This is a genomic window from Rhizobium sp. USDA 3886, from assembly GCF_056279785.1.
Genome location: NZ_JBWCDC010000003.1, coordinates 1,274,970 through 1,287,574, shown reverse-complemented (window position 1 = coordinate 1,287,574; position 12,605 = coordinate 1,274,970). Strand labels below are relative to the sequence as shown.

Here is a 12,605-nt window from a genome sequence, read left to right as displayed (position 1 = left end):
CTTGTGTGCCTTATGCGCGGACGAAATCCACGTCCTATTCGGTGACGGTATCGCTCAACAAAACGCACATTGTCAATCGAAAACGATCAAAAACAATTATTGTGCAGCGCAATATGAAGATTCTTGATCGTTTTTGATTGACAGCTTTTACCGGATACGAAATAAATGCGACTGGGAGGAGCCAAATGCACGAACGTGAACGCCATCGCATCATCTTGAGCGCGGTCCAGGAAAAATCGGTCGTCACGATTCAGGATATTTCCGAATTGACCGAGGCTTCCGAGGCTACGATCCGTCGTGACATTGCGGCTCTCCATGTGCAGGGCAAGATCCGGCGTGTGCGCGGCGGCGCCGAGGCCGTCCATCCGCCGCAGCTCGGAAATCTCGCGGGCCGCCCCTTCAGAGTTTCAGAATCTGTCAATATCGATAAAAAGCGCGCAATTGCGCGGGCCGCGGTCGATCTTTGCGACCCGGGCGACGCAATCATCATCAATGGCGGCACGACGACCTTCCAGATGGTGCACTTCATGTCGGCGCACCGCATGCAGGTCATGACGAATTCTTTCGCGATCGCCGAGCATTTGGTAAAACATTCCAAGAATACGGTGACGGTGCCGGGCGGCGTAATCTACCGCGAGCAGAGCCTCATCCTGTCGCCCTTCGACAATGACGCCATCCGCAATTTCTATGCGCGCCGTTTTTTCATCGGAGCTCAGGGCGTCGGCCCGCTCGGCATCATGGAAGCCGACGCGCAGATCATTCAAAGCGAACAGAAGCTGATGCATCAGGCCGACGAACTCGTCGTCATGGTCGATTCCAGCAAGTTCCGCCGCCGGTCGAGCCTCATTCTGTGCCCGCTCGACCGTGTTTCGACGATCATCACCGACGACGGCATCCAAGACGATTCCGCCAAGATGATCGAGGATGCAGGCATCCGACTCGTCGTCGCGAGCGCCGGCCTGCAATCGGTGAAGGAGGATTCCTCGTCGGTCGCCTGAGAAGCGCCGGCCAGGTGTAGTTAGTCTTAATCAACGTGGGAGGATGAAAGCATGAAACTCGCAAAGAAACTCGCGGTGGGCGTCGCACTCGCCGTCGCCATGATGGCAGGCACGGCAAGTGCTGCCGACATGAAGATCGGTCTTGTCGTCAAGTCGCTCGGTAACGGCTTCTTCGATGCGGCCAACAAGGGTGCCCAGGAAGCCGCCAAGGAGCTCGGCGGTGTCGAAGTGATCTATACCGGCCCGACCTCGACGACGGCCGAAGGCCAGATCGAAGTCATCAATTCGCTGATCGCACAGGGCGTCGATGCCATCGCGATTTCGGCGAACGACCCGGACGCTGTCGTTCCGGCTTTGAAGAAGGCTACGCAGCGCGGCATCAAGGTCATTTCCTGGGATTCCGGTGTCGCCGCTGAAGGCCGCATCCTGCAGCTCAACCCATCGTCCAACGAGCTGATAGGCAAGATGTGCCTGACGCTTGCCAAGGATCACCTCGACGGCGGCAAGGGCGATTTCGCGATCCTGTCGGCAACGACCACCTCGACGAACCAGAACATCTGGATCGACCAGATGAAGAAGCAGCTCAAGGACTTCCCGGGCCTGAACCTCGTCACCACCGTTTACGGCGACGATCTTTCGGACAAGTCCTACCGCGAAGCCGAAGGCCTCTTGAAGTCCAACCCGAACGTCAAGGTCATCGTCGCTCCGACGACGGTCGGCGTTCTGGCGGCATCCAAGGTCGTCGAAGACAAGGGTCTCGTCGGCAAGGTCTATGTCACGGGTCTCGGTCTGCCGTCCGAAATGGCCGGTGCGATCAAGTCGGGCGCGACGAAGGAATTCGCCATCTGGAACCCGATCGACCTCGGCTATTCGGCCGCGCAGATTGCCTATCGCCTTGTCAAGGGTGAAACCGACGGCAAGCCGGGCAGCGAGATCGAAGCCGGCCGCATGGGCAAGATCAAGGTTGGCGACAACGGCGAGGCCGCAATGGCAGACCCGTTCGTCTACAACGCCTCGAACATCGACCAGTTCTCCAAGGTCTTCTGATCTCGAACCGTCATACATAAGCCCCGGCGGCTTTAGGGCCGCCGGGATTTCTCATTCGACACCGGTAACGCGCTGATGAACACTGCCCTTCAACAACCCGTCACGGACCGCAAGGCCGCAGATGCGCAGGCCATCCTCGAAATGCGGGGCATCTCGCAGATCTTTCCCGGCGTAAAGGCGCTCGACAATGTCAGCATCGCGCTCTATCCCGGCAGGGTGACGGCGCTGATCGGCGAAAACGGCGCGGGCAAATCCACGCTCGTCAAGATCCTGACCGGCATCTACAGGCCGAACGAAGGCGAAATCATCGTCGACGGCCACCCAGTCACCTTTGCAAGCGCGCAGGCCGCAATCGATGCGGGCGTCACGGCCATCCATCAGGAAACTGTCCTCTTCGACGAGTTGACGGTTGCCGAAAACATCTTCCTCGGCCATGCGCCGCGCACAAAATTCCGCACGATCGACTGGAAGCAAATGAACAGCCGCTCGAAGGAGCTGCTGACCTCACTCGAAAGCAATATCGATCCGACGATCCGGCTGAAGGACCTCTCGATCGCGCAGCGCCATCTGGTGGCGATCGCCCGCGCGCTTTCGATCGAGGCCCGAATCGTCATCATGGACGAGCCGACGGCCGCCCTTTCCCGTAAGGAAATCGACGATCTCTTCCGCATCGTCCAGGGCCTGAAGGAAAAGGGCAAGGCGATCCTTTTCATCAGCCACAAGTTCGACGAACTCTACGAGATCGCCGACAACTTCGTTGTCTTCCGCGACGGCCGCGCCGTCGGAAACGGCAGGCTTAAGGAAACGCCGCAGGACGCGATCGTGAAGCTCATGGTCGGCCGCGATGTCGAGAACGTGTTTCCCAAGTTTCCGGTGCAGATCGGCGGCCCGGTCCTCGACGTCCAGAATTACTGTCACCGCACGGAATTCCGCGATATTTCCTTCACTCTCCGCAAGGGCGAAATTCTCGGCGTCTATGGCCTGATCGGCGCCGGACGCTCGGAACTTTGCCAATCGCTCTTCGGCATCACCAAGCCGCTCTCCGGCAAACTCATACTCGACGGCAAGGAGCTGTCGATCGCCTCTCCTCATGATGCCATACGCGCCGGCATCGTCTATGTGCCGGAAGAGCGCGGCCGCCACGGTCTGGCGCTGCCGATGCCGATCTACCAGAACATGACATTGCCGTCGCTGACGCGCACCTCGCGCAAGGGCTTCCTCAAAGCCGCCAACGAATTTGCGCTCGCCCGCAAATATGCCGAGCGCCTGGACCTTCGCGCCGCCGCCCTCTCCGTCCCTGTCGGCACACTGTCAGGCGGCAACCAGCAGAAAGTCGTCATCGGCAAGTGGCTGGCGACGAAGCCCAAGGTCATCATCCTCGACGAGCCGACCAAGGGCATCGATATCGGTTCCAAGGCTGCCGTCCACGGCTTCATCAGCGAACTCGCCGCGGAAGGCCTTTCGATCATCATGATCTCCTCCGAACTGCCGGAAATCATCGGCATGTCGGACCGGGTGCTGGTGATGAAGGAAGGGTTGTCGGCCGGCCTCTTTGCGCGAGCAGAGCTTTCACCGGAGACACTGGTGCGCGCAGCGACCGGAAATGCATGAGGCAAAACATGGCAAGACTGATCAGAAAACGCGAAACACTGCTTTTCCTCATCATCGTCGTGATGATTGCGGTCTTTTCGACGCGCGCGGCAGATTTTGCGACGCCTTCGAACCTCGCGGGCATCTTCAACGATACGTCGATCCTCATCATTCTGGCGCTGGCGCAGATGACTGTGATCCTGACGAAATCCATCGACCTTTCGGTCGCCGCCAACCTTGCCTTCACCGGCATGGCGATCGCGATGATGAATGCCGCCTATCCCGATTTGCCGCTGGTCGTCCTGATCCTTGCAGCGATTGCGATCGGCGCCTGCCTCGGTGCGATCAATGGCTTTCTTGTCTGGGCGCTTGAAATTCCGCCGATCGTCGTCACGCTCGGAACACTGACGATCTATCGCGGCATGGCCTTCGTGCTCTCCGGCGGCGCCTGGGTGAACGCCCACCAGATGACGCCGACGTTCCTTTCCGTGCCGCGCACGCTGATCCTCGGCCTGCCCGTTCTCGGCTGGGTAGGCATCGTCATCGTGCTGCTGATGTATATGCTGCTGAAATACACCCAGTTCGGCCGCTCGGCCTATGCGACCGGCGGCAATCCGACGGCGGCCGTCTATGCAGGCATCGATACAGGCTGGACGAAGTTCCTCGCCTTCGTGCTGTCCGGTGCGCTCGCCGGCCTTGCGAGCTATCTTTGGGTCTCGCGCTACGCCGTCGCCTATGTCGATATCGCCAGCGGCTTCGAACTCGACAGTGTGGCGGCCTGCGTCATCGGCGGCATTTCGATTGCCGGTGGCGTCGGCTCGGTCATTGGTACCGTTCTCGGAGCTCTCTTCCTCGGCGTCATCAAGAACGCGCTTCCCGTTATCGGCATCTCGCCCTTCACGCAGATGGCGATCTCCGGCACCGTCATCATCCTCGCCGTTCGTCTTCAATGCCCGGCGCGAACGCAGCCGCGGGCGCATCATCCTACGCGACAAGGCAGCCGCAGAAACTCCAGCCGAGGTGACCGCATGAGCACCGTTTCCGCCCCAATCGAAAAACGCGTCATTCCCGATCGTCTCGGCACGCCGCTCCGCCGCATCATGGCCAGCTGGGAAGTGCTGCTCTTCGGCGTTGCCATCGCCATCTTCATCTTCAATTCCATGGCATCGCCCTACTTCCTGAATGCCTGGAACCTCTCGGACGCGACCTTCAACTTCACCGAAAAGGCGATGATCGCCTTCGCCATGGCGTTGCTCGTCATTGCCGGCGAGATCGACCTTTCGGTAGCCGCCATCATCGCGCTTGCCTCGACCGCCATGGGTTGGGCCGCTCAGGCTGGCATCGGCACACCGGGCCTCGTCCTGATCGGTATCGGCACCGGTCTCGTCTGTGGGCTTTTCAACGGCGTCCTCGTCTCTGCGCTGAAACTGCCGTCAATCGTCGTCACCATCGGCACGATGAGCCTCTTCCGCGGCGTTTCCTATATCGTGCTCGGCGACCAGGCCTATGGCAAATACCCCGCCGATTTCGCCTATTTCGGCCAAGGCTATGTCGTCTGGGTGTTCTCCTTCGAGTTCGTTTTGTTCATCGTGCTGGCGATCCTTTTTGCAATCCTGCTGCACGCCACGAACTTCGGCCGTCAGGTCTATACGATCGGCAACAACGATTTCGCCGCCCGCTTTTCCGGCATACCGGTCGAGCGCGTGAAATTCATCCTGTTCATGCTGACAGGCGTCATGAGCGGCGTCGCTGCCGTGTGCCTCACCTCGCGCCTCGGATCCACCCGTCCCTCGATTGCGCAGGGCTGGGAGCTCGAAGTCGTCACCATGGTCGTGCTCGGCGGCGTCTCGATCCTCGGCGGCTCCGGCACGATCGGCGGTGTCGTCATCGCCGCCTTCGTCATGGGTCTCGTTACGTTCGGCCTCGGCCTGCTCAATGTTCCGGGCATCGTCATGTCGATCTTCATCGGCCTGCTGCTCATCATCACGATTGCCATTCCGATCGTCGCCCGCCGTATCAAAGCCATGAGCTCCAAATGACCCTCGAAAAACACGCCTTCAAGATGAAGCTCAACCCGGGCATGGAAGCCGAGTACAAGAAACGGCACAACGAGATCTGGCCGGAACTTATCGAGCTGCTGCATCATTCCGGCGCCAGCGATTATTCGATCCATCTCGACCGCGAGACGAACACGCTGTTCGGCGTGCTGACGCGGCCGAAAGATCACACGATGGCAAGCCTGCCAGAGCATCCCATCATGAAGAAGTGGTGGGCGCATATGGCCGACATCATGGAAACCAACCCGGACAATTCACCGGTTCAGAGCGATCTGGTCACCGTCTTCCACATGCCATGAACAACATGCCCGATTACAGCCGCATCGCCGTTCTCGATATCGGCAAGACGAATGCGAAAGTCGTCGTGCTCGACAGCCAAACCGGCACGGAAATCGCAGCCGCAAAGACGGCGAATACGGTCGTCAGGTCCGGCATCTATCCGCATTATGATATCGACGGCTTATGGGCCTTCGCGCTCGATGCATTGAAGTCTTTCGCGACGGCGCCGGGCTTCGATGCGATTTCGATCACGACACACGGCGCGTCGGCAGCGCTCATCGGCGCCGATGGCAAGCTCGCCATGCCGGTTCTCGATTACGAGCACGAATATCTGCAAGAGATCCGAGAGGCTTATAGCGCGCTGCGCCCACCCTTCGAGGAGACCTATTCGCCGCGCCAGTCGATGGGGCTGAATGTCGGCGCCCAGCTTCACTATCAGAAAACGGCCTTTCCGCGGGAATTCGCGAAGGTGGCAACCATCGTCACCTATCCTCAATATTGGGCGGCACGGCTGACGGGCGTTACGGCGAATGAGCTGACCTCGCTTGGCTGCCACACGGATCTCTGGAATCCGAAGGCAGGTGAATATTCCTCGCTGGTCGATACGCTCGGCGTCCGCGATCTCATGGCGCCCATCCATTCGGCCTTTGAGGCGCTCGGTCCCGTCTTGCCGGAGATCGCTCGCGGCATCGAAATCGCTGCCGATATCCCGGTCTATTGTGGCATCCACGACTCCAATGCCTCGCTGCTTCCGCATCTCGTTGCGCGCCAGGCGCCCTTTGCGGTTGTCTCGACGGGCACGTGGGTTGTCAATTTCGGCGTCGGCGGCGACCTTACCCATCTCGACCCGAAGCGCGATGCGCTTGCCAATGTCGATGCCTATGGCCGCGCTGTGCCGTCCTCCCGCTTCATGGGGGGCCGTGAGTTCGAGATTCTTTCCACAGAAATCGGCAGTGTTCCGCCAGAGGACGTTGCGGCAGCTCTCGGCCCCGTCGTTGCGGGAAACCTGATGTTGCTGCCGAATGTCGCCACCGGCTCCGGCCCCTTCCCCGGCCGCCAAGGACGCTGGCTGAATGCCGATAGGGCAAGCCCTGCGGAACGCTACGCCGCCATGTGCCTCTACCTCGCCTTGATGACCGAGGCCTGCTTCGGCTTGATCGGCGCCAAGGGGCCTGTCATCGTCGAAGGGCCGTTCGCGCTGAACGAGACGTATCTCAAGGTTCTCGCAGCACTGACGGGGCGTGACGTGATTGCCCTGCCGGGATCGACCGGCACCAGTCAAGGCGCCGCACTGCTCACCGGCATCAGACCCACACCCGGTCCGGAAAGGCGTTTCACGCCAGCTGCGATTGCCGGCCTGAAAAACTATCGCCACACCTGGCACGCAGCGATGGAATAGCAGTCTTTTCATCCGCGCCCTTTACCTCGCCCAAGGCCGGCAGCTAATGTTGGATCGTTCAAAATCAGGTGGAGGAAACATCATGATGGATTCAAACGCGGTCTTCGATCCGCGTGCCCTTGCCGCGCGGCTTCGCAGTCTCCACAATGCCGGCAAACTGGCGCCGACTGCCAGTTTCGCGCTTCCCGCCGATCTCCGCCACGCCATGGATGCGCAGAATTTCCTCGCCGCCGAAGAAGGCATCACCAGCAATGCCTGGAAAGTGGCCGCTTCGCCGGATGGCCAGGCCGTGACGGCGCCGCTCCATCCCTATGTGGAAACCGATTCCGGTGCCCAAATCCCCTGGGCGAAGGGCATGAAGTTTGAAGCGGAGATTGCCGTTCGTCTCGGCAAGGATCTTGCGATCCGCGAAAGCAGCTACAGTCGCGCCGAAGTCGCCGATGCGGTTGCGACTGTCCATCTCGGCGCCGAACTCCTGGCTTCCGCCATCGAGGAAAGCGGCAGGCTCTCCTTTTTCCTCTTCCTCGCCGATCGCCTCGGCAACTGCGGCTATGTGCTCGGCCCGGCCATGCCGAAGACGCTGATCGATACGGCAACCGGAACACAGGTGAAAGTTACCTTCAACGGACAACCGATCTACGACGCCCCGGCGCAGCATCCGAAAGGCGACGTGCTCACCTGGCTTGTCGGCTACGCCAATGACAGGTTTCGGCCGGAAAGCTCGCTGAAGGCCGGCGCGTTGATCACCACAGGCACCCTTTGCGGCGCGATCGAACTCGCTTCGCCGGGCGAGATCGATATCCTCCTTGGCGAGGCCAGTAGGCTTCACCTCTCGCTCGTCGCGAAATAATCAGACTTTGCTGCGAAACATCTCGATGATGGCGGAGAAGTCCCTTCCGCCATTGCCCTGCTTTTCGAAGAGCGCATAAAGCTGCGCGGCTTCGGCGCCGAGCGGGGTCGATGCGCCGCTTGAAAGTGCGGCCTCCTGCGACAGCCGCAGATCCTTCAGCATCAGAGCAGCGGCAAATCCTGGCTTGTAACCGTTGTTTGCCGGCGAGGTCGGTACCGGACCCGGCACCGGGCAATAGGTGTTGATCGACCAGCACTGGCCGGACGAGGTCGAGGCAACATCAAAGAGCGCCTGATGCGAAAGGCCGAGTTTTTCCGCCAGCACGAAAGCTTCGCAAACACCGATCATTGAGATACCGAGGATCATATTGTTGCAGATCTTGGCCGCCTGCCCAGCACCCGCTTCGCCGCAGTGGACGATCTTCTTGCCCATGGCTTCGAGGATCGGTTTTGCCTTGGCGAAACTCTCTTTTGAACCGCCCGCCATGAAGGTCAGCGTACCGGCCGCTGCCCCGCCGGTTCCGCCGGAGACGGGAGCGTCGAGCGAGAGGCAGCCTGCGGTTTTGGCCATCGCATGGGCCTTGCGAGCACTTTCGACATCGATCGTCGAGCAGTCGATCACCAGTGTTCCTGCAGGAATGGAAGCGAGAATGTCTGGCCAGGCCGTCAGCACATGTTTGCCCTGCGGCAGCATCGTGACGACGATCTCGGCATTGGCCACCGCCTGGCTGATGTGGCCCGCAGGCTTCACGCCGGTTTCCTCCGCCGCCTTGAGAACTGGCGCAGCAAGATCAAAACCCGTCACCTCATGCCCGGCCTTGACGAGATTTGCCGCCATCGGTCCGCCCATATTGCCGAGCCCGATAAATGCGATCCGTGCCATGCTGGCCTCCTATCTGTTGTCCTCGAGGATCATTGCGGCAGCCTTTTCGGCGATCATGATCGTCGGCGAATTCGTATTGCCTGACGTGATGGACGGCATGATGGAGGCATCTGCGATCCTGAGCTTGCCGAGCGCGCGCAGCTTGAGCCGCGGATCAACAACGCTGTCCTTGTCTGCGCCCATCCGGCAGGTGCCGACCGGATGGAATATCGTCGTGCCGATGTCGCCCGCCGCCCGCTCCAGGTCGGCCTCCGTCTGATAGGAGGGGCCGGGTTTGAATTCCTCCGGCTTGAAGCGCGCGAAGGATGGCTGCAAAACGATCCGCCGCGTCAGCCTTATCGATCGAACAGCGATGTCGCGATCACGCTCCGTCGAGAGGTATTTCGGCGCAATCGTCGGCTGCGCGGCGAAATCCGGGCTCGCAAGATGGACGGAGCCGCGGCTCTCCGGCCTCAGGTTGCAAACGCTTGCAGTGATCGCTGGAAAGGCGTGCACCGGATCGCCGAACTTGTCGAGCGAGACCGGCTGCACGTGATATTGCAGGTCGGGCGTCTCCTTGTCAGGCCCTGAGCGCGTGAAGATGCCAAGCTGGCTCGGCGCCATGGCCATCGGCCCTGAGCGGCGGATGAGATATTCGAGCCCGATTGCTGCCTTGCCGATCAGCTTCGTTGCCTTCTCATTCAGCGTCGGCACACCGGTGACCTTATAGGCGAGGCGAAGCTGCAGATGGTCCTGCAGGTTCTCGCCGACGCCCTTGACCTCGGTAACGACGTCGACGCCGGCATTCTTCAGGACCTCGCCGCGGCCGATGCCGGAAAGCTCCAGGATATGCGGCGAGCCGATGGAGCCAGCCGAAAGCACTGTCTCCCTGGTGGCGTAAGCGCGCTTCGCGATGCCGTCATGCTGGAACTCGACGCCGGAAATGGCTCCCTCCTCCACAAGCAGCCGCCGCACTTGCGCCTTGGTCAAAACCGTTAGATTGGCGCGCTTCATCGCCGGCCGCAGGAAGGCCTTTGCCGTGTTCCATCGAATGCCGGAGCGCTGGTTGACGTCGAAATAGCCGGAGCCCTCGTTGCTGCCGCGGTTGAAATCCTCCGTCATCGGAATACCAGCTTCCCTTGCCGCCTGCTGGAAGGCATCGAGCACGGCCCAGCGTACCCGCGCCTTCTCCACGCGCCATTCGCCGCCGGCACCATGGATTGCGTCTGCACCGCGGTAATGATCCTCCGATTTGCGGAAGAACGGCAGGACGTCATCCCAGTTCCAGCCGGCACACCCCATCTGCCGCCAAAGGTCATAGTCGCGCGCCTGGCCACGCATGTAGATCATGCCGTTGATCGAAGAGCAGCCGCCGAGCACCTTGCCGCGGGGATAACCCAAGGCCCGGCCGTTCAACCCTTCCTCCGGTGCTGTCGTAAAGCACCAGTCGGTGCGCGGATTGTTGATGCAATAGAGATAGCCGACCGGAATATGGATCCAGTAGTAGTTGTCGCTGCCACCGGCTTCCAGCAGCAGCACGCGGCGATTGCGGTCTTCGGACAGGCGGTTGGCCAGCACGCAGCCCGCGCTGCCTGCGCCGATGATGATATAGTCGTAACGATCCATCTGATGTCACCGGCCGTTCAACGGCGATATACGAAGCCCAGTTTCCGGCCGACCCACGAAGCGTAGAACTCGCCGACGATGCCGCGACGGAAGATCAGCACGCAGATCATGAAGACGACGCCGGTGATGATCGTGACCGGGAATTCCGAGGTCGCGAGATAATTCTGCAGTGTCACAACGAGCCCTGCCCCGAAGATCGGGCCAATCAACGTGCCTATGCCGCCAAGAAGCGTCATTAAGATCACCTCGCCCGACATCTGCCAGGCGACGTCCGTCAGCGTCGCGAACTGGAAGACCAGCGATTTCAACGCCCCAGCCAGCCCGGCAAGGGCCGCCGACATCACGAAGGCGCCGAGCTTGTAATGCGCCACCGAATAGCCGAGCGATATCGCCCGGTTCTCGTTCTCGCGGATCGATTTCAGGATCATGCCGAAGGGCGAATGGATGAAACGCCAGATCAGAAGCATGCCGATGATGAAGATTGCCAGCACGAAATAATACATGTTGGTCGAATTGTTCAGGTCGATGAAGCCGAAGAGATGCCCCCGCGGCACGGACTGGATGCCGTCCTCGCCCTCAGTGAATTCCGCCTGCAGGCAAAAGAAGAAGAACATCTGCGAAAGCGCCAGCGTGATCATCGCGAAATAGATGCCCTGACGGCGAATAGCGAGATATCCCATGACGAGACCGAGGAGCGCCGCACCCACGACGCCCGTAAGGATGCCGAGCTCCGGCGGGAAGCCCCAGGATTTCACCGTATAGGCGGTGAAATAGGCCGCCCCGCCGAAGAAGGTGGCATGCCCGAAGGATAGCAGCCCGGTGTAGCCGAGGAGCAGGTTGAAGGCGCAGGCAAAGAGCGCAAAGCACAGGAGCTTCATCAGGAAGATCGGATAGAAGAAGTACGGCGCGAGCAGCAGAAGCAAAAGGCCGATGATCAAGAAGCCTGCCTGTACCGACAGTGCGGTGCGGCTCTTTTCTGCACGAATGGTTTCGGTGATGTCCGTCATCTTACGCATCCCGGCCGAAGAGGCCCGCGGGCCTGACGAGAAGTACGATCGCCATGATCACGAAGATCACGATGTTCGACGCTTCCGGATAGAAAACCTTGGTGAGACCCTCCGCAATGCCCAGCATATAGCCGGTGACGATCGCCCCCATAATCGAGCCCATGCCGCCGACGACCACCACGGCGAAGACGACAATGATGATGTTCGATCCCATCAGCGGCGAGACCTGGTAAATTGGCGCCGCCAGCACGCCGGCAAAAGCTGCAAGACCGGCGCCGAGCGCGTAGGTCAGAGTCAGGAGCAGCGGCACGTTGACGCCGAAAACCTGCACCAGCACGGTATTTTCCGTCGCCGCGCGGAGATAGGCTCCGAGCTTGGTCTTCTCGATGAGAAGCCAGGTGCCGATGCAGACCACCAGTGACATGACGATCACCCAGCCGCGATAGATCGGCAGGAACATGAAACCGAGGTTGGTTCCCCCTGCAAGTGCTGCCGGCGTAGCGTAGGGCTGGCCGGAAGAGCCGTAGAGATAGCGGAAGGTCCCTTCGATCGCCAGCGCCATGCCGAAGGTGAAGAGCAGGCCGTAGAGCGGATCGAGGTCATAGAGCCGCCGCAGGAAGAGCCGTTCCACGACGGCGCCGAACAGGCCAACAGCAACCGGGGCGAGAATAAGCGCCGGCCAGTAGCCGATACCACCATAGGCAAGCATCAGATAAGCGACGAAGGCACCCAGCATGTACTGCGCGCCATGCGCAAAGTTGATGACGCGCAACAGCCCGAAAATGATCGCAAGGCCGAGACTCAAAAGCGCGTAGAAGGAGCCGTTGATGAGGCCGATCAGCAATTGGCCGAGAAGCGCCTGAACGGGAATGCCGAAGATCATCGTCATGG

11 protein-coding genes and 1 pseudogene are annotated in these 12,605 nt (G+C 60.4%); 8 read left to right on the top strand and 4 right to left on the bottom strand.

All coding sequences use genetic code 11. The annotated features are described in order from the left end of the window. Positions 1-185 precede the first annotated feature (185 nt). The 8 genes and pseudogenes from ACZ9BX_RS29060 (at position 186) to ACZ9BX_RS29025 (ending at position 8,220) form a co-directional block, all read left to right on the top strand. Positions 186-998, top strand: coding sequence for a DeoR/GlpR family DNA-binding transcription regulator (locus ACZ9BX_RS29060; protein WP_132563223.1), 813 nt, complete (start codon positions 186-188; stop codon positions 996-998). Between the two features lie 51 nt (positions 999-1,049). After that, complete coding sequence (rhaS, locus tag ACZ9BX_RS29055) at positions 1,050-2,045, top strand: rhamnose ABC transporter substrate-binding protein (protein WP_027510965.1); 996 nt, start codon at positions 1,050-1,052, stop codon at positions 2,043-2,045. 75 nt (positions 2,046-2,120) lie between these two features. Beyond that, entirely contained in the window at positions 2,121-3,656 is a 1,536-nt protein-coding gene (locus ACZ9BX_RS29050; protein ID WP_476221664.1) for a sugar ABC transporter ATP-binding protein, read from the top strand. A gap of 8 nt (positions 3,657-3,664) precedes the next feature. After that, positions 3,665-4,667 (top strand): annotated as a pseudogene (locus tag ACZ9BX_RS29045) (ABC transporter permease). Continuing rightward, positions 4,664-5,674: an ABC transporter permease gene (locus ACZ9BX_RS29040; RefSeq protein ID WP_132563217.1), complete on the top strand. Its 1,011-nt coding sequence runs from the start codon at positions 4,664-4,666 to the stop codon at positions 5,672-5,674. Before ACZ9BX_RS29045 ends, ACZ9BX_RS29040 begins: the two are co-directional and overlap by 4 nt. Next, entirely contained in the window at positions 5,671-5,991 is a 321-nt protein-coding gene (gene rhaM / locus ACZ9BX_RS29035; protein ID WP_027510969.1) for an L-rhamnose mutarotase, read from the top strand. The genes ACZ9BX_RS29040 and rhaM overlap by 4 nt, the downstream gene beginning before the upstream one ends. 5 nt (positions 5,992-5,996) lie before the next feature. Beyond that, entirely contained in the window at positions 5,997-7,370 is a 1,374-nt protein-coding gene (locus tag ACZ9BX_RS29030) for an FGGY-family carbohydrate kinase (protein ID WP_087001653.1), read from the top strand. An 82-nt stretch (positions 7,371-7,452) separates the two neighbouring features. Then, the gene (locus ACZ9BX_RS29025) at positions 7,453-8,220 is read left to right on the top strand and encodes a fumarylacetoacetate hydrolase family protein (RefSeq protein ID WP_476221662.1); all 768 of its coding nucleotides are present in this window, start codon (positions 7,453-7,455) and stop codon (positions 8,218-8,220) included. On the opposite strand, the gene mmsB is transcribed toward ACZ9BX_RS29025, so the two are convergent. From mmsB to ACZ9BX_RS29005, 4 genes are read right to left on the bottom strand one after another with little or no spacing between them, the layout of a single operon-like run. Further along, positions 8,221-9,102 carry a 3-hydroxyisobutyrate dehydrogenase gene (gene mmsB, locus ACZ9BX_RS29020; RefSeq protein ID WP_087001642.1) on the bottom strand — a complete coding sequence of 294 codons (882 nt, stop codon included), beginning with the start codon at positions 9,100-9,102 and terminating at the stop codon, positions 8,221-8,223. Between the two features lie 9 nt (positions 9,103-9,111). After that, positions 9,112-10,707, bottom strand: coding sequence for a GMC family oxidoreductase (locus tag ACZ9BX_RS29015; RefSeq protein ID WP_087001641.1), 1,596 nt, complete (start codon positions 10,705-10,707; stop codon positions 9,112-9,114). A gap of 17 nt (positions 10,708-10,724) precedes the next feature. Further along, on the bottom strand, positions 10,725-11,714 hold the full coding sequence (locus ACZ9BX_RS29010) for a branched-chain amino acid ABC transporter permease (protein ID WP_087001640.1): 990 nt from the start codon (positions 11,712-11,714) through the stop codon (positions 10,725-10,727). Position 11,715: 1 nt separating this feature from the next. Beyond that, positions 11,716-12,603 carry a branched-chain amino acid ABC transporter permease gene (locus ACZ9BX_RS29005; RefSeq protein WP_476221659.1) on the bottom strand — a complete coding sequence of 296 codons (888 nt, stop codon included), beginning with the start codon at positions 12,601-12,603 and terminating at the stop codon, positions 11,716-11,718. Positions 12,604-12,605 lie beyond the last annotated feature (2 nt).